We start from the raw sequence: 22,949 nt of genomic DNA on the forward strand, positions 1-22,949 counted from the left end.
TTGATGACGATTGAACATACCCAAGACTTAGCGCAAATCCGTGCAATGGTGCCAGAAATGCGCCGTGTTAAATCTATCCACTTCATTGGTATTGGTGGTGCTGGAATGAGCGGGATTGCTGAAGTCTTGCTAAATGAAGGCTACCAGATCACGGGTTCTGATATTGCTCAAAACCCAGTGACTGATCGTTTAGTTAGCAAGGGGGCGACAGTTTACATTGGCCACCAAGCAAGTAACGTTGCTGATGCAAGTGTAGTGGTGGTTTCAACCGCTATCAACGAAGAAAATCCAGAGATTGTTGCTGCTCGTGAAGCGCGTACACCGATTGTTCGTCGTGCAGAAATGCTGGCTGAGCTAATGCGTTTTCGTCACGGCATTGCTGTGGCAGGTACGCACGGTAAAACAACCACAACTGCGCTAGTGACACAGATTTACTCGGAAGCAGGTCTAGATCCAACCTTCGTAAACGGTGGTTTGGTGAAAAGCGCTGGCACTAACGCACGCTTAGGTTCAAGCCGTATTCTTATCGCTGAAGCCGATGAAAGTGATGCGTCATTCTTACATCTGCAACCAATGGTTAGTATCGTAACTAACATCGAAGCGGATCATATGGATACCTACGGCGGCGATTTTGAAACGCTAAAGCAGACGTTTATTGATTTCTTACACAACCTGCCATTCTATGGTCAGGCTGTGATGTGTGTTGACGATCCTGTTGTACGTGAGCTTATCCCTCAGGTGAGTCGCCAAGTGATTACTTACGGTTTCTCAGAAGATGCGGATATCCGTATTGAGAACTACGTACAAGAAGGGCAACAAGGTAAATTCACAGTTGTACGTGAAGGCAAAGCTAACCTTGATATCACATTGAACATTCCGGGCCGTCATAATGCGCTAAATGCATCAGCTGCAATTGCGGTTGCAACAGAAGATGACATCAGCGATGAAGCGATTCTCAAAGCGATGGCAGGAACCGAAGGCACGGGTCGCCGTTTCGATCACCTAGGTGAGTACGAAACCGGTAAAGGCGTGGCAATGTTGGTCGATGATTACGGTCATCACCCTACTGAAGTGGATGTCACTATTCAAGCTGCACGCAGTGGCTGGACTGACAAACGTCTTGTGATGATTTTCCAACCTCACCGTTATAGTCGTACTCGCGATCTGTATGATGACTTTGCTAACGTTCTTGAGCAGGTTGATGTTCTAATCTTATTAGATGTGTACTCGGCAGGTGAGAAACCTATTGCAGGTGCGGACGGGCGTTCGTTAAGTCGAACTATTCGTGGTCGTGGTAAGATAGATCCAATCTTTGTTGCTGATATCAACGCGCTGCCGTCGGCTCTTGCTAACGTAATTCAAGGTGGTGATCTTGTCTTAACGCAGGGTGCAGGTGATGTTGGCCGTGTAGCGAAGCAGCTTGAATCGTTACAATTAGACATTAATAAAATGCAGAACGCGTAACAGAATACTGTCTACAGACTGTGGTCAATCACTCACTTCTTGCGATTGACCTAAAATTGACCAAAAATCTTATTATCAACGTTTGATAGTTTGATTTTGCTCAGTATAATTCATAGGTTAAAGTAAGTGCTTTTACCTCTATTACGAAGATAGGGAATAGAATTGCGAACCAACGACAGGGAATGCGGGCTTTGGTAGAAAGTACTTTTAGCGAAAACCGCCACCTATTCAGTTTACCGTCGCTCAAGAAACACGCCTTAGGCGGGTCTTTTTTTGTCATGGTATTGCTATTCATTGGGTTTCTTTTCTATACCACACTGACTTGGATGTGGGACGATCAGCGATTGCCTCTCTCCAAAATAGTACTTCAAGGCGACTTAACTTACGTAACCGCTGGTGATGTTCAACATGCCTTTGGCGAGCTTGAGCATATTGGAACATTCATGTCGCAAGACATCGGTGTCTTGCAAGACAGTTTAGAAGCGTTACCTTGGGTTTCAGTGGTCTCCATTCGTAAGCAGTGGCCAGACACAATAAAAGTATTTTTGACTGAATATCATGCGGCAGCAATCTGGAACGGCAACATGCTGCTGAATGACGATGGTCAGGTGTTTAATGGTGATATCGGCTTGTTGAAGGGCGATAGAGTTAAGCTTTACGGCCCAGACGGCACCAGCCAAGAAGTGATAGAAAAATGGCGACAGATAACCCCGTTGATTAACAGTCTAGGGTTAACAGTTACCTCGCTCGTTCTCAATGAGCGTCGCGCTTGGCAAATAATCCTAGATAACGGTATCCGTTTAGAACTAGGTAAAGATTCTTTAGATGAGCGTGTTGAACGCTTCATTTCGCTTTACCACGAGTTAGGTAGTAAGGCGAATCAAGTGAGCTACATCGACCTCAGGTATGATACGGGAGCCGCTGTAGGCTGGTTTCCAGAGCAAGAGTTAGAAGAGAGCACAGATGACTAAGACCGCAGATGACAACATAATCGTTGGTCTTGATATAGGCACTGCGACCATATCAGCTCTGGTTGGTGAAATATTGCCTGATGGTCAAATCAATATCATTGGTTCTGGGCAAAGCCCATCCAGAGGTATGGATAAAGGTGGTGTAAACGACCTAGAGTCGGTAGTTAAGTCGGTTCAGCGAGCTATTGATCAAGCAGAGTTGATGGCGGAATGCCAAATCAGCAATGTGTTTATCTCGCTATCGGGCAAACATATCGCAAGCCGAATTGAAAAAGGCATGGGCACTATTTCTGATGAAGAGGTGTCTCAAGACGATATGGATCGAGCGATCCATACCGCGAAATCAATTAAAATAGGTGATGAGCAGAGAATTCTGCACGTGATTCCACAAGAATTTACCATTGATTATCAAGAAGGGATTAAGAACCCACTTGGCTTATCTGGTGTTCGAATGGAAGTCAGCGTTCACCTAATTTCTTGCCATAGCGACATGGCGAGAAACATTATTAAAGCTGTTGAACGATGTGGTCTCACAGTAGAACAAATCGTGTTTTCAGGACTTGCCTCAAGTAACGCGGTAATTACTGAAGACGAGAGAGAGCTTGGAGTGTGTGTGGTAGATATCGGTGCGGGTACGATGGATATTTCCATTTGGACTGGCGGCGCACTGCGACACACAGAAGTATTTTCTTACGCAGGAAATGCAGTAACCAGTGATATTGCCTTCGCTTTCGGCACGCCAGTGAGCGATGCTGAAGAGATAAAAGTAAACCATGGTTGCGCTCTGAGTGAACTCGTAAGCAAGGATGATTCTGTTAACGTCCCAAGTGTTGGTGGTCGCCCATCGAGAAGTTTGCAACGACAAACTTTGTCGGAAGTGATTGAACCACGTTACACTGAACTTATGGGCCTCGTTAACCAAACTATTGATACGGTTCAATTACAGCTACGAGATGAAGGTATTAAACACCACCTTGCAGCTGGCGTCGTTCTCACTGGTGGAGCGGCACAAATTGACGGATTGGTAGAGTGTGCGGAACGTGTTTTCCGCAATCAAGTTCGAGTTGGTAAGCCATTAGAAGTTAGTGGCTTAACTGACTATGTTAAAGAGCCGTATCATTCTACGGCGGTTGGTTTACTTCATTACGCAAGAGATTGTCAGATAAGTGATGAAGGTGATTACAGCGAACCTAAGCGTTCAGCACCTTCTATGTCAGGCTTGTTTGGCAAATTGCGTAATTGGATACAAAAAGAGTTTTAACCTGAGTTGCAGGAAAAAACGGAGATAACACATGTTTGAACCGATGATGGAAATGTCTGACGATGCAGTAATTAAAGTCGTTGGAGTTGGTGGCGGTGGCGGTAACGCTGTTGAGCACATGGTACGTGAATCAATCGAAGGCGTAGAATTCATCAGTGTTAACACTGATGCACAAGCACTTCGTAAAACAAGCGTGAGCAGCGTGATCCAAATTGGTGGTGATATCACTAAAGGTTTGGGCGCTGGTGCAAACCCACAAGTAGGCCGTGATGCAGCTCTCGAAGATCGAGAAAGAATTAAAGAAGTTCTAACTGGCGCCGATATGGTATTTATCGCAGCTGGTATGGGCGGTGGTACGGGTACAGGTGCTGCTCCAGTTATTGCTGAAGTTGCGAAAGAGCTAGGTGTGCTAACAGTTGCTGTTGTAACTAAGCCATTTAGCTTTGAAGGCAAAAAACGTTTAGCGTTTGCAGAGCAAGGTATTGAAGAGCTTTCTAAGCATGTGGATTCTTTAATTACGATTCCAAATGAAAAGCTACTTAAAGTACTTGGCCGTGGCGTAACACTGCTAGAAGCTTTCGCAAGTGCAAATGATGTGCTTAAAAATGCTGTACAAGGTATCGCAGAGCTGATTACTCGCCCTGGTATGATTAACGTCGATTTCGCGGATGTTCGCACCGTAATGTCTGAGATGGGTCATGCAATGATGGGTAGCGGTATCGCAAAAGGTGAAGACCGTGCTGAAGAAGCTGCTGAAACGGCAATTTCTAGCCCACTACTAGAAGACATCGACCTAGCTGGTGCACGTGGCGTTCTTGTGAACATCACTGCAGGCCTAGATATGCGTCTAGATGAATTCGAAACAGTAGGTAACACAGTTAAGGCATTCGCATCTGATAACGCAACAGTCGTGATTGGTACTTCTCTAGATCCTGATATGACGGATGAAATCCGCGTAACTGTTGTTGCAACAGGTATCGGTACAGAGAAAAAACCAGACATTACTTTAGTTGCTGGTGGTAAAGCTAAGGTTGCACCAACTCCTCAACCACAGGTAGCGGCTCAAACTGCACCAAGAGTGGAAGAGAAAGTGGCACAACCATTGCAAGAAAAAACTGAGGTTAAACCTCAAGTTAAACCACAGCCAACAACGTCACCTGTTTCTTCAGGTACAGGCGCTAGCCAAAGTGCTGCACCTAAAGCTGAGAAAGAGAGTGGATACTTAGATATTCCAGCATTCTTACGACGTCAGGCTGATTAACAAATACCCAAAATTTGACTATCGTCGAATTAATGGTAAAATTCGCGGTCAGTAAATACTGACCGTGATTTGTAGCACTGATAACGAGGCAAGCAGATGATCAGACAACGTACTCTGAAAGAAATTGTGAAAACAACTGGTGTGGGTCTCCACTCTGGTCGTAAAGTCACACTTACTCTTCGCCCGGCAGCTGCAAATACAGGTATTGTTTATCGTCGTACAGATGTAAATCCACCTGTAGATTTCCCAGCTGATCCAGCGTCAGTTCGTGACACTATGTTATGTACCGCTCTTGTTAATGATGAAGGCGTACGTATCTCTACAGTGGAACACCTTAACGCAGCTTTAGCGGGTATGGGCATCGACAACATTATTGTTGAAGTAGATGCTCCTGAGATCCCAATTATGGATGGTAGCGCAAGCCCATTCGTATACTTGCTACAGCAAGCGGGTGTAGAAACACTGAATGCAGCGAAGCGTTTTATTCGTATCAAAAAGCCTATCCGTTTTGAAGATGGCGATAAGTGGGCAGAATTTGTTCCATTTAACGGCTTCCGTATGGACTTTGAGATCGACTTTAACCACCCAGCAATTGAATCTGATGAGCAACGTTTGTTGTTTGATTTCTCTTCACAAGGTTTTGTGAAAGAAATTTCTCGCGCTCGTACTTTCGGTTTCATGCGTGACATTGAGTATCTACAATCTCAAAACCTAGTACTTGGTGGTAGCTTTGATAATGCTATTGTACTTGACGAGTACCGAATTCTTAATGAAGAAGGTCTACGTTTTGACAATGAGTTCGTAACTCATAAAGTATTGGATGCGATTGGTGACTTGTACATGTGTGGACACGCTATTATTGGTGAGTTCCGTGCATACAAATCAGGTCATGGCCTAAACAACCAACTACTACGTGCGGTACTTGCCGACGCAGAAGCTTGGGAATGGGCAACATTCGAAGAAGAAGTAGGCTCTCCTGTTGCATTTGCTGAACCAGGAATGGTTCTAGCGTAATTGTTGTTTACAACAATATAAGATTTCGAAAACCAGGTCATTGACCTGGTTTTTTTGTATCTATTTTCCAGATACAGTGTCGTCAACATCCGAAAGTTGTCTCCCAATGAGCTGCAGTCTGGCTAATCCATCAGCAATTAGAAAGAAAAGTTCCAAGCACATCAAACAAATGGGGTTATAAATGGTCGTTGGTGTGAAAATTACTTACACTAAAGGGCATTAATTTTAACTCAAGCCTTGAAAACTCTACTCTCAAGTACAATATCAAAGATACTAGATTTATCTCAGTATCCTTGGTTAGTAACTGAAGACTAGTTCATAACTAGTAGAGACACTGACGGCATTTAAAATAGATCGCGGACGATCTGAGAACGAAGAGATTCCAAGCACATGATTACTAAGCTGCTGACAAAGGTAATTGGCAGTCGCAATGACAGAACACTGCGCCGCCTTAGAAAAATTGTAAAAGAAATTAATAACTACGAACCAACGTTTGAAGCACTTTCAGACGAAGAGCTAAAAGCAAAAACGGTTGAGTTTCGTGAGCGCTTAGATAAAGGTGAATCGCTAGACCAACTTCTACCTGAAGCATTTGCTACGGTACGTGAAGCGTCTAAGCGTGTTTACGGCATGCGTCACTTTGACGTGCAAATGATTGGTGGCATGGTTCTAAATGCTGGCCAAATTGCAGAAATGCGTACTGGTGAAGGTAAGACTCTTACAGCAACCCTACCAGCTTATCTTAACGCCCTACCTAGCAAAGGTGTTCACGTAGTAACGGTGAACGACTACCTAGCGAAGCGTGATGCGGAAACAAACCGCCCATTATTTGAATTCCTTGGTATGACTGTTGGCGTGAACGTGCCAAATATGGCTCCACCAGAGAAGAAAGAAGCGTACCAAGCGGATATCCTATACGGAACAAACAACGAGTTTGGTTTTGATTACCTTCGTGACAACATGGCTTTCCGTGCTGAAGACCGAGTTCAACGTGAGCGCTTCTTTGCTGTAGTCGATGAGGTTGACTCAATCTTAATCGATGAAGCTCGTACTCCATTAATTATCTCTGGTCCTGCTGAAGATAGTTCAGATCTTTACACGCGCATTAACACTCTGATTCCTTCTCTAGAGCGCCAAGATAAAGAAGATTCAGAAGAGTACCGTGGTGAAGGTCACTACACCATGGACGAGAAATCGAAACAGGTTCACCTGACTGAAAACGGTCAAGAATTTGTAGAAGAACTAATGGTCAAAAACGGCCTGATGGAAGAGGGTGACACACTTTACTCTCCAACCAATATCAGTCTGTTGCACCATGTTAATGCAGCGCTGCGTGCACACGTATTGTTTGAGAAAGACGTCGACTACATCGTTACTGAAGAAGGCGAAGTGGTTATCGTTGATGAACATACTGGTCGTACTATGCCTGGTCGTCGTTGGTCTGAAGGTTTACACCAAGCTGTTGAAGCTAAAGAAGGTGTGAAGATTCAAAATGAAAACCAGACGCTAGCATCGATTACATTCCAGAACTTCTTCCGTCTGTACGAGAAACTGTCTGGTATGACAGGTACAGCCGATACAGAAGCTTTCGAATTCCAGTCTATCTACGGCCTAGAAACGGTGGTTATCCCAACCAACAAGCCTATGGTTCGTAACGATATGCCTGACGTGGTTTATCGTACTGAAGAAGACAAGTTCAATGCAATCATCGAAGACATTAAAGACCGTGTAGCAGCTGGTCAGCCATCATTGGTTGGTACAGTTTCTATCGAGAAGTCTGAACTGCTGTCTAATGCACTGAAAAAAGCAAAAATTAAGCACAGCGTTCTAAATGCTAAGTTCCACGAAATGGAAGCAGAGATCGTTGCACAAGCTGGTATGCCGAGTGCGGTAACTATCGCAACTAACATGGCTGGTCGTGGTACCGATATCGTGTTAGGTGGTAGCTGGCAGGCACAAGTTGAGAAGCTAGAGAATCCAACTAAAGAGCAGATCGAGAAGATCAAAGCTGACTGGAGAATCATCCACGATAAAGTGCTTGAGTCTGGTGGTCTGCACATCATTGGTACTGAGCGTCATGAATCTCGCCGTATCGATAACCAGCTACGTGGTCGTTCTGGTCGTCAAGGTGATGCGGGTTCTTCTCGTTTCTACCTATCAATGGAAGATTCTCTGCTACGTATCTTCACATCGGATCGTATGGCTGGTCTTATCCAAAGTGGTATGGACGAAGGCGAAGCGATTGAATCTAAGATGCTGTCTCGCTCAATTGAAAAAGCACAACGTAAAGTGGAAGGTCGTAACTTCGACATCCGTAAGCAGCTTCTTGAGTACGATGATGTAGCCAATGACCAACGTAAGGTTGTTTATGAGCTACGTGATGAGCTGATGAGTTCTGATGACATCAGTGAGATGATCGAACATAACCGTGAAGATGTACTGGCGTCAGTTATTGATGAATACATCGCTCCTCAGTCTCTTGAAGACATGTGGGATATCGCGGGTCTGCAAGATCGCCTGAAGAATGATTTCGATCTAGACTTCGATATTCAAGGTTGGTTAGACGAAGACGACAAGCTTTATGAAGAAGCATTACGTGAACGTATTCTTGGTATGGCGGTAGATTCGTACAAACAGAAAGAAGAAGTGGTTGGTGCTCAAGTACTGCGTAACTTCGAGAAGTCTGTGATGCTACAAACGCTAGACGGCCTTTGGAAAGAGCACTTGGCTGCGATGGATCACCTTCGTCAAGGTATCCACTTACGCGGTTATGCTCAGAAGAACCCGAAACAAGAGTACAAGCGCGAGTCGTTTGAACTGTTTGAAGGCCTACTAGATGTACTGAAAACAGACGTTGTTACCATCCTTTCTAAAGTTCGCGTTCAGCAACAAGAAGAAGTGGAAAAGATGGAAGCTCAACGTCAAGCTCAAGCTGAACAAGCGGCGCGTCGTGCACAAGCACAACATGCAACGGCTGAAAACCAGCTAGCTGACGATGAAGCGGATGCAGCATCTCCACAAACGGTAGTACGTGATGAGCGTAAAGTGGGTCGTAACGAACCATGCCCATGTGGAAGCGGTAAGAAGTACAAACAGTGTCACGGTAAAATTGACTAAGTTTGGTGAATCGTTGCTGTAACGGATGATTGCAATGTCGGAGGCACTCACTTACTAGCGTAAGCTACGCGCCTCCTCCTTGCACTCAATACGTCACAGCTTAGCTTCATAAAACTTACTGATATTAAAAAGAGTCGCTTAGGCGGCTCTTTTTGTATGTGAATAATAAGGTTTTGATAGCGTCATCCTCGAGAGTGAGGTACGAGCGAGTCGGGGATCTTTCGAACTAACAAAAGAGCAGATTCCCTATCTAATTCGTTCCTCATTGTAGGGAATGACGGTAGGGACATAGAAGGAACACCATCATATGAAAAGAATCCATATTGTAGCGGGCATTATCTTCAACCAAGATAAGTCACAAGTATTTATTACTAAGCGCCCAGACGACAAGCATAAAGGCGGTTTCTGGGAATTTCCTGGTGGCAAGGTTGAAGTAGGCGAAACCATTGAGCAAGCAATGACTCGTGAACTTGATGAAGAGATTGGCATTAAGGTGACAGAACAGTCTCTGTTTGAACACCTTGAATTTGATTACACCGATAAGTCGCTTAAGTTTGATTTCATCCTTGTGACCGATTTTGAAGAGCAGCCTTATGGCAAAGAAGGTCAACAAGGTGAATGGGTAAGCCTAGAATCATTGAATCAATACGCCTTCCCAGAGGCAAATGTGCCAATTTTAAAGCGAGTTGTAAAAGAGTTTTCGTAATTGCTAGCCTGAGTTTGAGATTGTTGTTAGTTTAAAGAGATTAATCGATTGAACGTTGCTGCAAGAGATAAGTGGTAACGGTAACCAAAACAATGGAGATATTCGCAGTGGTAAGAATTGCAATTGCAGGAGCAGCGGGCCGCATGGGTCGCAACTTGGTGAAAGCCGCTCATCATAATTCAGAAGCAAGTGTTGGAGCTGGTTCAGAGCGTCCAGAGTCATCTTTGGTTGGCGTAGATGTCGGCGAGTTATGCGGTGAAGGTCGTTTTGATGTTGCTCTAGTCGATGACCTGTCTAAAGCCATCGAAGAGTTTGACGTGATCGTCGATTTTACTGCCCCTGTTAGCACATTAGCGAATATTGAACTTTGTAAACGTCACGGTAAAAAACTGATCATTGGTACGACGGGTTTCTCTGAAGAAGAGAAACAGGTGATTGATGCGGCTTCAAAAGAGATGCCTATCGTAATGGCACCTAACTACAGTGTCGGTGTAAACCTTGTATTTAAGCTGCTAGAAAAGGCCGCTAAAGTGATGGGCGATTACTGTGATGTTGAGATCGTTGAGGCTCACCACCGTCATAAAGTCGATGCTCCTTCTGGTACAGCGATTGGCATGGGAGAAGCGATTGCTGGTGCAATGGGCAATGAGCTCAACGATGTCGCTGTATGGTCACGCGAAGGCATTACGGGTGAGCGTACCAAAGATGAGATCGGTTTTGCGACCATTCGTGCCGGTGACATCATTGGTGAGCATACCGCTATGTTTGCTGATATTGGCGAGCGCGTTGAAATTACCCATAAAGCAACGGATAGAATGACCTTTGCCAATGGTGCGATCAAGGCGGCTGTTTGGCTAAATGACAAGCCAGCAGGCTTTTATACCATGACTGATGTCCTTGGTTTGAAAGACCTATAAATAGATATTTATGCGCTGGCAATTGCCGGCGCTTTCTTTATTTGATACATTTTCCTTCGTAATATCCCTTTTACAAACCTCCCTCTAGTTTCTTCTTATCGTCGATTTTCTCTTATTTAACTGTGTTTTTTAATGCTTATAGTGTGTTTTTTGTTTTAGGTCTTTAAATTTCGATCTTTTCTCTTTGTATTTATCGATTGCGTTTTGTTGCTGATATTTTTGTCACTCTATAGTTGGCTAAAATGAGGGGTGAAAATTAGAAAATCGTAATATTCGGCCGAAATGAGCATGAAAGTTAAACTTTTGAAGCTTTGATGGCGTAAATTGAATTAGTCCTTACAAATGTTTGATTTCTTTTGCGTTAAATGTTGACACGTATCACGCAGATCACTAAAATACCGCCAATTTGTCTAATTTCCATAAACACGCAGTTTTTGGTGTTGCAGGAAGGTAGATTTGCAAATTAAATCAATTTTAATGCATTTTTATTTCTGGAGGTTGTCTTGAAGAAGTCAGCACTACTCGTCCTAGAAGATGGGACAGTATTTCACGGTGAAGCCATTGGCGCTGTAGGTTCTGCAGTTGGTGAAGTCGTTTTTAATACCTCGATGACGGGGTACCAAGAAATCCTCACTGATCCTTCCTATTCTCAACAAATCGTTACCCTTACTTACCCTCACATTGGCAATACCGGAACCAATTCCGAAGATGAAGAATCTTCTTCAATCCACGCTCAAGGCCTTGTGATTCGCGATCTCCCTCTAATCGCTTCTAACTTCCGTAATGAACAATCCCTTTCTGATTACCTTAAGTCGCAAAACGTTATTGGTATCGCTGATATCGATACTCGTAAGCTGACGCGTATTCTTCGTGAAAAAGGTGCTCAAAACGGTTGTATCGTAGCGGGTAACAACCTTGATGAGGCTCTAGCTCTGGCTAAAGCAAAAGAATTCCCTGGCCTGAAAGGTATGGACCTTGCGAAAGAAGTTACAACAAAAGAAGCGTATCAATGGAAACAAGGTTCGTGGACGCTTACGGGTGGACTTCCTGAAGCGAAAGCAGACTCTGAATTGCCATACCACGTTGTTGCTTATGACTTCGGCGCAAAACGAAACATCTTACGAATGCTTGTTGACCGCGGCTGCCGCCTAACGGTTGTGCCTGCTGAAACTTCAGCAGAAGAAGTACTCGCTCTGAACCCAGACGGTGTTTTCCTTTCAAATGGCCCTGGTGACCCAGAACCATGTACTTACGCAATTGAAGCGACAAAAGTGTTCCTAGAAAAAGGCTTACCAATCTTCGGTATCTGTCTAGGTCACCAGATTCTTGCTCTTGCGTCAGGCGCTAAGACAGTGAAGATGAAGTTTGGTCACCACGGTGCAAACCACCCGGTTAAAGATTTAGATCGTGATGTTGTGATGATTACTTCACAAAACCACGGCTTTGCTGCTGACGAAGATACACTTCCAGAGACATTACGAGCGACTCATAAGTCTCTATTTGATGGTTCTCTGCAGGGGATCCACCGTACAGATAAGCCAGCATTTAGCTTCCAAGGTCACCCAGAAGCAAGCCCAGGTCCAGAAGACGCAGCGCCGTTATTCGACCACTTTATTGAACTAATCAAACAGCACACAGCGTAATTCGGAGTAGTAGACAATGCCAAAACGTACTGACATTAAAAGTATTCTTATTCTAGGTGCTGGCCCGATCGTTATCGGCCAAGCATGTGAGTTCGATTACTCTGGTGCTCAAGCTTGTAAAGCTCTTCGCGAAGAAGGTTACCGAGTTATTCTTGTAAACTCGAACCCAGCGACTATCATGACTGACCCAGACATGGCTGATGCGACTTACATCGAACCTATCCAATGGGAAGTGGTTCGTAACATCATCGCTAAAGAGAAGCCAGATGCAGTTCTACCGACAATGGGCGGCCAAACTGCACTTAACTGTGCGTTAGATTTAGAAAAATACGGCGTACTTGAAGAGTTCGGCGTAGAGATGATTGGTGCAACTGCTGACGCTATCGACAAAGCTGAAGACCGCTCTCGTTTTGATAAAGCAATGAAATCGATTGGTCTTGAGTGTCCAACGGCTGATACAGCGAAAACGATGGAAGAAGCTTACAAAGTTCAAGAAATGGTTGGTTTCCCTTGTATCATTCGCCCATCGTTTACGATGGGTGGTACAGGCGGTGGTATCGCTTATAACAAAGAAGAATTTGAAGAAATCTGTCGTCGTGGTTTGGACTTGTCTCCAACCAACGAACTTCTAATCGATGAGTCACTTATCGGTTGGAAAGAGTACGAGATGGAAGTGGTTCGCGACAAGAACGACAACTGCATCATCGTATGTGCGATTGAAAACTTTGACCCAATGGGTATTCACACTGGTGACTCAATCACAGTGGCTCCAGCTCAAACGCTGACAGATAAAGAATACCAACTAATGCGTAACGCTTCTCTAGCGGTATTGCGTGAGATTGGTGTTGAAACGGGTGGCTCAAACGTACAGTTTGGTATCAACCCGAAAGATGGCCGTATGGTTATCATCGAGATGAACCCACGTGTATCTCGCTCTTCTGCACTAGCTTCTAAAGCAACAGGTTTCCCAATCGCTAAGATTGCAGCGAAGCTGGCTGTTGGTTTTACGCTAGACGAACTAATGAATGACATCACTGGCGGCGCAACGCCAGCTTCATTCGAACCAACAATCGACTACGTAGTAACTAAGATTCCTCGTTTTAACTTCGAGAAGTTTGCTGGTGCTAACGACCGTCTAACGACGCAAATGAAGTCGGTTGGTGAAGTTATGGCTATCGGCCGTAACCAACAAGAATCTCTACAGAAAGCACTTCGCGGTCTAGAAGTTGGCGCAACTGGTTTTGACGAAATGGTCGACCTAGATGCACCTGACGCTCTAACGACGATTCGCCATGAGCTTAAAGAAGCCGGTTCTGACCGTATTTGGTACATCGCAGACGCTTTCCGTGCTGGTATGTCAGTTGATGGTGTATTCAACCTAACGCAAATTGACCGCTGGTTCCTAGTTCAAATCGAAGACATCGTAAAACTAGAGCAAGAACTTAAAGCGAAAGGCTTTGCTGGTCTGAATAAAGACGAGCTAATGAAGCTTAAGCGTAAAGGTTTTGCTGATGCTCGCCTGTCTAAGATTCTAGGTGTGGCAGAAAGTGAAATTCGTCGTCTACGTGACCAATACGATATTCACCCAGTCTACAAGCGTGTAGATACGTGTGCGGCTGAGTTCTCTTCTGATACGGCTTACATGTACTCATCTTACGATGACGAATGTGAATCGAACCCAACAGACAAAGATAAAATCATGATCTTAGGCGGCGGTCCAAACCGTATCGGCCAAGGTATTGAATTCGATTACTGTTGTGTACATGCATCTCTAGCATTACGTGAAGATGGCTACGAAACAATCATGGTTAACTGTAACCCTGAGACAGTTTCGACAGACTACGATACGTCTGACCGTTTGTACTTTGAACCAGTAACTCTGGAAGACGTACTAGCAATCGTTCGTGTTGAGAAGCCAAAAGGCGTTATCGTTCAGTACGGTGGTCAAACACCACTGAAACTGGCTCGTGAGCTTGAAGCTGCTGGCGTACCAATCATTGGTACTAGCCCAGACGCAATCGACCGTGCAGAAGACCGTGAGCGTTTCCAAGTTGCTGTTGACCGTCTTGGTCTTCTACAGCCAGAAAACGCGACAGTAACAACAATGGAGCAAGCGGTAGAGAAATCTCGCGAAATCGGCTTCCCACTGGTTGTTCGTCCTTCTTATGTTCTTGGTGGTCGTGCGATGGAAATCGTATACGACGAGCAAGACTTACGTCGCTACTTCAACGAAGCTGTCAGTGTTTCAAACGAATCTCCAGTACTACTTGATAGCTTCCTAGACGACGCTGTTGAAGTAGACGTTGATGCGATTTGTGACGGTGAGCGCGTTGTTATTGCGGGTATCATGGAGCACATCGAGCAAGCGGGTGTTCACTCAGGTGACTCAGCATGTTCTCTTCCTGCTTACACGTTAAGCCAAGAAATCCAAGACGTAATGCGTGAGCAAGTTGAAAAGCTAGCGTTCGAGTTGGGTGTTCGTGGTCTAATGAATACGCAGTTTGCTGTTAAGAACAACGAAGTGTACCTAATCGAGGTTAACCCTCGTGCAGCACGTACAGTACCGTTCGTGTCGAAAGCAACAGGCGCAGCAGTTGCTAAGATTGCAGCACGTGTTATGGCGGGTCAATCGCTAGAGTCTCAAGGCTTTACGAAAGAAATCATCCCACCTTACTACTCAGTGAAAGAAGTTGTTCTTCCGTTCAACAAATTCCCTGGTGTAGACCCACTATTAGGCCCAGAAATGCGCTCTACTGGTGAAGTTATGGGTGTTGGTGCAACGTTTGCTGAAGCATACTCTAAAGCTGAATTGGGTTGTGGCAACATCTACCCAGAAGGCGGCCGTGCACTTCTTTCTGTTCGCGAAGGCGACAAAGAGCGCGTTGTTGACCTAGCATCTAAGCTATCTAAGCTTGGTTACCAGCTAGACGCAACACACGGCACTGCAGTTATCCTTGGCGAAGCGGGCATCAATCCACGTCTAGTGAACAAGGTACACGAAGGTCGTCCTCACATTCTTGACCGTATCAAGAACAACGAGTACACGTACATCGTGAACACTGCAGCTGGCCGTCAAGCGATTGAAGATTCAAAAGTTCTTCGTCGTGGTGCACTTGCTGAGAAAGTTAACTACACGACGACGCTAAACGCTGCATTCGCGACTTGTATGGCGCACACTGCAGACGCGAAAACGTCAGTAACTTCAGTTCAAGAGCTACACGCTCAGGTTAAAGCTTCTCAAGCTTAATCGCCTAAAGTGTATCGCTGATAAGCGGATATAAATGCTCAAAGCCCACTCCCTTCGGAGTGGGCTTTTTTATGTCTGTTATTCCGCGGTAACTTAATGATGAATATTTGGAATAGGTTAGAATCTTGTGTTTCGTTATTGCTCGTCTGCCGTGAGTGGTAACTTGTCGCTACACAGGACTTTAAGGCGTTGGGTATATGGAAATCACTCTAGAAATATTGGCTATCTTGTTTGTTGTTGCAACGGCAGCAGGCTTTATTGATGCAATGGCTGGCGGCGGTGGATTGTTGACTCTACCTGCATTGCTAGCGGCCGGAGTGCCACCAACGCAAGCACTGGCAACCAACAAACTTCAAAGCTCATTTGGTAGTTTTTCTGCCAGTTGGTATTTCGTTCGCAACGGCATCGTTAGTATTAAAGAGATGCGCCTCGCGATCTTTTGTACTTTTATTGGCTCTGCAATTGGCGCCGAATTAGTTCAGCACATTGATGCGAGTTTACTGACTAGTGTTATCCCACTGCTGCTTATCGCTATCTCTCTCTATTTCCTGTTGGCACCGCAAACTAGAGCATCTGAAGGAAAACAGAAGATCTCTGAAGCGATGTTTGCTCTGTGTATTGGTGGCGGCGTGGGTTTCTATGATGGCTTTTTTGGCCCAGGAACAGGTTCTATTTTCACCGTTTGTTTTGTCGCTATCGGCCATTTCTCTTTAGTGGATGCAACGGCACGCACCAAGATACTTAACTTCACATCGAATATAGCCGCATTGATCTTCTTTATTTTGGCTGGCTTGCCAATTTGGGAATTAGGGTTAGTGATGGCAGTTGGTGGCTTCATGGGCGCTCAGCTTGGCGCTAAAGTGGTGGTGACAAAAGGGCAGAAATGGATTCGCCCTCTTGTGATCGTGATGTCGATGCTAATGGCGTCTAAACTGCTTTGGGAACAGCATCAACAATGGATTCTATCAGTGTTTTAACTCGTGGAGACTGATAGCTATTTGGTCTGACACAGATATGAATCGGCCGAATCAAGCCTGCTAATTCGGTGAAGCTATACAGATATTGAGACTCAATATTGAGTGTTTTTACGATAGAAAGCGGGATCAACGCAGGCCCAGTCCCGCCCAATGCAAGTTGCGCCGCTGCGGTGTAGGCATCCATCTCCATCAAGGGCTTGATACCAAACTTCTCTAATACAGAAAGTTGATAAGAGTTCGCGGGGTTGGTCATATCGTTGGTAATCACCAGTGGAGGAAGCTCCGTTAGCGGTAGCTTACTCACTATGTAAAACGGCTCATCAAACAGGTGGAAGGTCATCAACCCATGATGCGGTGGCAATAAGCCAGCACACAGCCCCAAGGTCGCCTTGCCAGACTGCACTCGCTCTATGATTCTCGGCGTGTGGTTGGTGGTAATGGTGATGTATTTATCTTGCTGGATAAATTGGCCCATCATCTCACCTAAATAACCGGCTATCAGAGACTTAGAGCTGTCTAGGGTGATGAGAGTGGTATCTTCCAATTCTTGCTGTTCATAAATAAGCCCGCGAAGTTCGTTGAATGTAGGGCCAATACTCTCGATTAATGCAATCGCATCTGGCGTGAGTTTTATCTGTCGGCCACTCGGTTCAATGAGCTTTTTACCTAGCTTCTTTTCTAAATTCGCAATCCGTTTGCTGACCGCTGATTGGCTGATATAAAGCAAACTGCCTGTGCGGCTCATGGTCTTTGCTTTACTCAATACCAGTAGAGTTTCGATTCCTTCGAGTAGCATTGGGTTATATTCATGAAAGTTGGGAATGATTAAACCAAGTTACCTCAAACACTCTTCATTCTCTAGATTTGAAGCGAAAGGTTTGAACTCAGTTAGGTATTTTAAATTAAGAACGTAAAGTGTCACAAAAGATCATAAGAATGGATTGGAGAGTGAACCGGATTAAAAAAGGCTCCGTTGCGGAGCCTTCAATTTGTACCGATGGCCTATTTGATAGCAAAGGTTGGCAATGATAAATGCCAACGAATGGCGCCAAGCCTGATCAATAGTGTTGAGAACACGCCGGCCAAAAATGCAGTTTCTGAGTCGTGTCCCATGCTGATCGCTATAGTATGGAAAGCGCCACCAATGATACAAGCAGTCGCGTAGACTTCACTTCTTAGGATCATTGGGACCTCACGAGCAAGTACGTCACGGATAATGCCGCCACCACAGCCTGTGATCACACCCATGATAATAGCAACCAATGCAGAGTCTTGATAAATCAGTGCTTTCTCGACACCAATGCCAACAAATACCGCTAAGCCGATCGCATCACATACTGGAAGGATCCACCAAGCCAAACGCTTTGGGCGTCTTACTATAATCATGGTCAGCAAACAGGTGGTGATGATGACCCAAAGGTAGGTGGTATCGGTGATCCAAAATACGGGAGTTGCACCTAATGCCATGTCACGAATAGTGCCGCCGCCAATCGCGGTTACACTGCCTAGTACGGCGACGCCAAAGGGATCCATCTTAAGACGGCCTGCGACAAATACGCCTGAGACGGCAAAGATGGCAGTGCCAAATAAATCGATAATATAAAGCAGCATGGAGTCCATGATACTGGTGCTCTTATAGTTAAAATTGTAGGGATAGGTCGGTGGCGAATTGTACGAAAAAATGCAGCAAATAGTTAGTGATTTTGCCTAGCTCTATCGAAGAAATCGCACACTTGTTGGATCGCTTTCAAAGTTCTCGTTGTCGGGCGATTAATCCAGTCAGAATTGAGGGACCAAATCTGATTTTGAGCGACAGCTGGGATCTCATCTTCCCATGTTTGCCACATGGTTCCATTCTCAATCGCGTGCTGAGATGTGAAGATAACTTGCGGTTTTCTTAAGACAACTTGTTCAATTCCAACTTGCGGATAAGGGGATGCGCTGTCTTCAAAAATATTGTGCCCACCACAAAACTCAAACACCTCACTTGGCCAGTGCCCTTGAGCAACAGTGATGATAGGCTTCTCACTGAGTTGGTAGAAGTAGTTTACTGGTTCGGCATCTTTGTATTTTATTCTCAACGCCTTGAGCTGCTCTTTGTATTTCTGAGCGTTATTTTCGCCAATGCTTGGATCGCTAGCGTATTGGCTCAGTTGTTCAATATTGGTTGCGATACTGTCTAGGCTTTTGGTCTTGGAGTAGTAAATATTAAAACCAAATTGCTCCAGTTTCGCGAGTTCTCTGGGCGGGTTTCCCGCTGGCCACGCAAGAATCAAATCAGGCTGAAGTGCGATGATCTTCTCAACCTTGATGCCTTGATAATTCGCAACCTTCTCAAGCTGTTCAGCCTGTGGTGGATAATCACTTCGTTCACTTACGGCGACAAGGTTGTCGCCCAAACCTGCGCTGTAGGCGAGCTCAGTGGCATGAGGAGCAAGGCTGACCACGCGTTGAGCCGGCTGTACTTGTTCTTGAGTTAGTGGTGCTTCTTCTGCAAATGATAAAGGTAGCCATAAGCTGGAAGACAAAGTAGTAAGGCTTGTAACAAGTGCTGAAGGTTTCACTCTAAATCCCTTGGTGAATAAATAGTAAGGCGAGGCTTTGTAAAAATATCCAGATAGCGATGCGACCAAATAGTAGTTTCTGAACCTGAGACAGATGCAGAGCTGACGGTGCGACTCTTCCGCCTAATTTCGCGCGAATGGCTTTGGTGTTGTCGTAAATCGCAGGGCCACCTAATGATAACTCCAGCTTGTTGCCAACGGCCGTTATTAACCAGGCTGGGCCGGGCAGTGGCCAAGAGCGGCTTTGGATTAACATCATCTTAAATGTATGCGTTGCTTTATCACCACATACGATCATCAAGGCAAATAAACGCATCGGTATAAATTCTAGGATAGCGACGATCTTGATTGCCGTTGAGCCAAAAGGAGAGAACTGCTTACGGCTTGGTGACCAAGCTCGAGCTAACTCGACAATCAGGCGATACATCAATGCGGCGATACCACCACCGATGGCGTACCAGAACAGCACACAAACCACGTTACGAGCGTAGCCCATGATGATGGTTTCTGTGGCGGCTTTGCCTAGGCCAAGTGATGAAAGTGATTCGGTCTGACGATTGACAATTGGAGCCAGTAACTGACGAGCGGCGGCTTTATCTTCTCGACCAAGTGCTTTGATCAACTGATTAGCCAGCTTTTCATTATTACGCCAATCAATCGCGAGTAATAACAGCGCCAACTCAAATAGCTGAGATTGCCAAACCAAAGGCTGTAAGGCCAACAGAATAACCAGAGTCGGCAGCACCATTAATCCCCAGGCTAATGTGCCTGAGATTAAGCTTTGGGAATAGTTTTGGTTGTTATTAACCTTGCTTGCTAAAAGCTCAGCAAACTTATGCCATAAGGTCGTGGGGTGTGCGGCATGGGGGATAGGTAAAATTAAATGAAAAAGCAGTGCTCCCCACATCACAAGGAGCACGCCATTTGCAAATACCTGATCAAACAGTGTTTGCATGTCTAGTCGCTTACTTTAGTAGGGCAACCATCTTGATAACCATTTCAGAAGAGCTTTGTGCCGCTAGTGGCAGGAACTCTTCGAAGCTCATTGGTGATTCTTTGTCTGCAACGTCAGAGATTGCACGAACAACCACGAATGGTACTTGGAATTGGTGACAAGCTTGAGCGATAGCCGATGCTTCCATCTCTACAGCAACCACTGATGGGAAATGCTTACGGATGAACTCTTGGCGTTCAGCGGTACAAACAAATGCGTCGCCAGTACAGATAAGGCCACGAACAGCGTGCTTATCTTCCATTTGAGATAGCGCTTGTTCAGCAACTTGCATCAGTTTGTCGTCAGCTTTGAATGCTGCAGGTTGACCTGCCATTTGACCGATTTCGTAACCGAAAGCCGTAACGTCTGCATCGTGGTGACGAACTTCAGTCGAGATAACCACATCGCCAAGGTTAAGTGTTGAGTCAAAACCGCCAGCTGAGCCCGTGTTTAGAACGACATCTGGTTGGTATTCGCTTAGTAGGATTGAAGTACCAACAGCCGCTGCTACTTTACCAATGCCAGATTGAAGCAAAACAACGTCAACACCATTTAGCTGACCAGAGAAAAAGGTACAACCGCCTTTATTAACTTCAGTAATGTCTGAAATTGCTGCTTTTAGGATCGCAACTTCTTGCTCCATTGCGCCAATGATGCCGATTTTCATGTGTAGTCTCTTAATAAAAATTATTTAAACAGTAGAGCGAAATTGTAGCATGGAAGAGAAGTGTCGAGCGACTGCCCAGAAGCACTTCTCATCCGAATACAGACGATTTATCTTTGTATTCTTTTATCTATTTGATTAAGCCTTCGCTTTTCAAGCTAGCACGAAGTTGTTCAGCACGTTTTCGGTTTACGCCAAAGTCAGAATGGCCAGTGCGAGACTCTGAACGCACGATCAGTTTGCCATCAGTGATCTTAAGCTCTAAGTCATCGACAAAGCGCATGATACGCGAGGTACATTCAACACGTAGGTAGTCTTCCGTTTTACTGGCTGTTTTTGCGCCCGGTAAGGTCAGCGCAACCTGCTCAATCGCATCTAAGTTTGCTGAATCTGATAGCTCAAATGCGGCCAATGCATGCTGTTCACGGTCATCTTGAGTTGAAACGCAGTTTGGTTTGTCTCCACAAGGTGATGAAGTTCTGTCTTTCATGTCCGTGATTCCTTGGCTGCAAGCGGTTAGAGTTAAAAGAGATAGAGAAAGGAGAGCGGCTTTTTTCATAGTGTTTCCTATGGCTTGTTTTTAATTCTAATTGTAGTTATCGGTATTGGCTTATTTGTAATTGTTTTACGTATTTTCGTGATGCTTGTGATAAACGAATCTAATTCAAAAAAGGATCCATAGTTGGATCCTTTTTTATAGTAACGAACTGAGTAATAAAGGAAACCCAATCACACTTCTAGGTAGTCCAAGATCCCTTCTGCGGCTTTACGGCCTTCATCGATAGCGGTTACCACTAAGTCAGATCCTCGAACAGCATCGCCACCAGCGAATATCTTGCTGTTGGTGGTTTGGTATTGAAACTCTTGTTTGCTGGGAGCCTTGATGCGCCCCCATTGGTCGAGCTCTACACCAAATGGTTCTAGCCATTTCATTGCATGAGGTTGGAAACCAAATGCCATGATCACGGCATCAGCCTCAAGAACATGCTCACTGCCTTCAACCGGTTCAGGACGACGGCGGCCTGCATCATCCGGTTCACCCAAGGCCGTTTCCACCACTTTTACGCCAGTCACATGACCTGATGAATCGGTTTCCAGTGCTAATGGTTGAAGGTTGAACATGAACTTCACGCCTTCTTCTTTCGCATTCTTCACCTCACGGCGAGAGCCTGGCATGTTCGCTTCATCTCGGCGGTAAGCACAAACAACATTAGCAGCGTGTTGACGAATCGACGTTCGGACACAGTCCATCGCAGTATCACCACCACCAAGCACGACCACTTTCTTTCCTTTCATGTCGATGAATGGCGTTGGGTTATCCAGTTCCATTACCTTGTAGGTATTGGAAACAAGGAATGGTAGGGCATCATAAACGCCCGGTGCTTCTTCGTTGTCTAACCCAGCACGCATGTTTTTATAGGTACCGACGCCTAAGAAAACGGCATCATAGTCATCGACCAATTGTTGTAGCTGAACGTCTTTACCGACTTCGGTATTCATTTTGAATTCGACACCCATACCACTAAAGATACGGCGACGGTTTTCCATGATGCCTTTCTCAAGCTTGAACGATGGGATACCAAACGTCAGCAGGCCACCGATCTCTGGGTAGCGGTCAAATACCACGGCTTTTACACCGTTTCGAACTAAGATATCCGCTGCTGCGAGACCTGCTGGACCTGCGCCGATGATAGCGACCTTTTTGTCGGTCCATTCAACGTGAGACATGTCTGGCTTCCAGCCCATCTCAAACGCTTTGTCGTTAATGTACTTTTCAATATTGCCTATCGTTACTGCGCCGAAATCATCATTGAGGGTACAAGAGCCCTCGCACAGACGGTCTTGAGGGCAAACTCGTCCGCAAACCTCAGGTAAGCTGTTGGTTTGGTGAGACAGTTCAGCCGCTTCGATAATGCGCCCCTCATTGGCAAGCTTGAGCCACTGAGGGATGTAGTTATGAACTGGACACTTCCATTCACAGTAAGGGTTACCACAGTCTAAACAGCGGTCAGCTTGCGCCTTGGCTTGTTGCTTGGTGAAAGGTTCGTAGATCTCTACAAACTCAATCTTACGTATCTTGATTGGCTTCTTCGCTGGGTCTACGCGATTCACATCAATAAATTGGTATACATTCTGGCTCATGATTGGC

At 45.3% G+C, this 22,949-nt stretch carries 18 protein-coding genes; 11 read left to right on the forward strand and 7 right to left on the reverse strand.

Going from position 1 to position 22,949, the window contains the following annotated elements; genetic code table 11:
- The first annotated feature begins 3 nt into the window (after positions 1-3).
- From murC to ITG09_02800, 11 genes are all read left to right on the forward strand, one after another.
- Entirely contained in the window at positions 4-1,464 is a 1,461-nt protein-coding gene (gene murC, locus ITG09_02750; GenBank protein UPR52587.1) for a UDP-N-acetylmuramate--L-alanine ligase, read from the forward strand.
- 191 nt (positions 1,465-1,655) lie between these two features.
- Complete coding sequence (locus tag ITG09_02755; GenBank protein ID UPR52588.1) at positions 1,656-2,435, forward strand: cell division protein FtsQ/DivIB; 780 nt, start codon at positions 1,656-1,658, stop codon at positions 2,433-2,435.
- Entirely contained in the window at positions 2,428-3,696 is a 1,269-nt protein-coding gene (gene ftsA / locus ITG09_02760) for a cell division protein FtsA (GenBank protein ID UPR52589.1), read from the forward strand. The genes ITG09_02755 and ftsA overlap by 8 nt, the downstream gene beginning before the upstream one ends.
- Before the next feature lie 31 nt (positions 3,697-3,727).
- Positions 3,728-4,957, forward strand: coding sequence for a cell division protein FtsZ (gene ftsZ, locus ITG09_02765; GenBank protein ID UPR52590.1), 1,230 nt, complete (start codon positions 3,728-3,730; stop codon positions 4,955-4,957).
- A 96-nt stretch (positions 4,958-5,053) separates the two neighbouring features.
- Positions 5,054-5,971 carry a UDP-3-O-acyl-N-acetylglucosamine deacetylase gene (gene lpxC, locus ITG09_02770; GenBank protein UPR52591.1) on the forward strand — a complete coding sequence of 306 codons (918 nt, stop codon included), beginning with the start codon at positions 5,054-5,056 and terminating at the stop codon, positions 5,969-5,971.
- Between the two features lie 390 nt (positions 5,972-6,361).
- Positions 6,362-9,088 (forward strand): preprotein translocase subunit SecA, encoded by a 2,727-nt coding sequence (gene secA, locus ITG09_02775; protein UPR52592.1) that lies wholly within the window; start codon positions 6,362-6,364, stop codon positions 9,086-9,088.
- Between the two features lie 307 nt (positions 9,089-9,395).
- Complete coding sequence (mutT, locus tag ITG09_02780) at positions 9,396-9,794, forward strand: 8-oxo-dGTP diphosphatase MutT (GenBank protein UPR52593.1); 399 nt, start codon at positions 9,396-9,398, stop codon at positions 9,792-9,794.
- A 92-nt stretch (positions 9,795-9,886) separates the two neighbouring features.
- Positions 9,887-10,711, forward strand: coding sequence for a 4-hydroxy-tetrahydrodipicolinate reductase (gene dapB / locus ITG09_02785; GenBank protein UPR52594.1), 825 nt, complete (start codon positions 9,887-9,889; stop codon positions 10,709-10,711).
- Positions 10,712-11,214: 503 nt separating this feature from the next.
- Positions 11,215-12,354 carry a glutamine-hydrolyzing carbamoyl-phosphate synthase small subunit gene (gene carA, locus ITG09_02790; GenBank protein UPR52595.1) on the forward strand — a complete coding sequence of 380 codons (1,140 nt, stop codon included), beginning with the start codon at positions 11,215-11,217 and terminating at the stop codon, positions 12,352-12,354.
- 16 nt (positions 12,355-12,370) lie between these two features.
- Entirely contained in the window at positions 12,371-15,601 is a 3,231-nt protein-coding gene (gene carB / locus ITG09_02795; protein ID UPR52596.1) for a carbamoyl-phosphate synthase large subunit, read from the forward strand.
- A gap of 197 nt (positions 15,602-15,798) precedes the next feature.
- Positions 15,799-16,578 (forward strand): TSUP family transporter, encoded by a 780-nt coding sequence (locus ITG09_02800; GenBank protein ID UPR52597.1) that lies wholly within the window; start codon positions 15,799-15,801, stop codon positions 16,576-16,578.
- On the opposite strand, the gene ITG09_02805 is transcribed toward ITG09_02800, so the two are convergent.
- The 7 genes from ITG09_02805 to ITG09_02835 form a co-directional block, all read right to left on the reverse strand.
- Positions 16,529-17,374 carry a LysR family transcriptional regulator gene (locus ITG09_02805; GenBank protein ID UPR52598.1) on the reverse strand — a complete coding sequence of 282 codons (846 nt, stop codon included), beginning with the start codon at positions 17,372-17,374 and terminating at the stop codon, positions 16,529-16,531. The genes ITG09_02800 and ITG09_02805 overlap by 50 nt on opposite strands.
- 206 nt (positions 17,375-17,580) lie before the next feature.
- Entirely contained in the window at positions 17,581-18,198 is a 618-nt protein-coding gene (locus ITG09_02810) for a TRIC cation channel family protein (GenBank protein ID UPR52599.1), read from the reverse strand.
- Positions 18,199-18,272: 74 nt separating this feature from the next.
- Entirely contained in the window at positions 18,273-19,142 is an 870-nt protein-coding gene (gene btuF, locus ITG09_02815) for a vitamin B12 ABC transporter substrate-binding protein BtuF (protein ID UPR52600.1), read from the reverse strand.
- A 1-nt stretch (position 19,143) separates the two neighbouring features.
- Positions 19,144-20,097, reverse strand: a complete 954-nt coding sequence (locus ITG09_02820; GenBank protein UPR52601.1) for a cobalamin biosynthesis family protein — start codon at positions 20,095-20,097, stop codon at positions 19,144-19,146.
- A 10-nt stretch (positions 20,098-20,107) separates the two neighbouring features.
- Positions 20,108-20,803 (reverse strand): 5'-methylthioadenosine/S-adenosylhomocysteine nucleosidase, encoded by a 696-nt coding sequence (gene mtnN / locus ITG09_02825; protein ID UPR52602.1) that lies wholly within the window; start codon positions 20,801-20,803, stop codon positions 20,108-20,110.
- A 127-nt stretch (positions 20,804-20,930) separates the two neighbouring features.
- Complete coding sequence (locus ITG09_02830; GenBank protein ID UPR52603.1) at positions 20,931-21,359, reverse strand: DUF1499 domain-containing protein; 429 nt, start codon at positions 21,357-21,359, stop codon at positions 20,931-20,933.
- Positions 21,360-21,529: 170 nt separating this feature from the next.
- Positions 21,530-22,942 carry an FAD-dependent oxidoreductase gene (locus tag ITG09_02835; protein ID UPR52604.1) on the reverse strand — a complete coding sequence of 471 codons (1,413 nt, stop codon included), beginning with the start codon at positions 22,940-22,942 and terminating at the stop codon, positions 21,530-21,532.
- Positions 22,943-22,949 lie beyond the last annotated feature (7 nt).

Source organism: Vibrio cyclitrophicus (genome assembly GCA_023206055.1).
GTDB lineage: Bacteria > Pseudomonadota > Gammaproteobacteria > Enterobacterales > Vibrionaceae > Vibrio > Vibrio cyclitrophicus_A.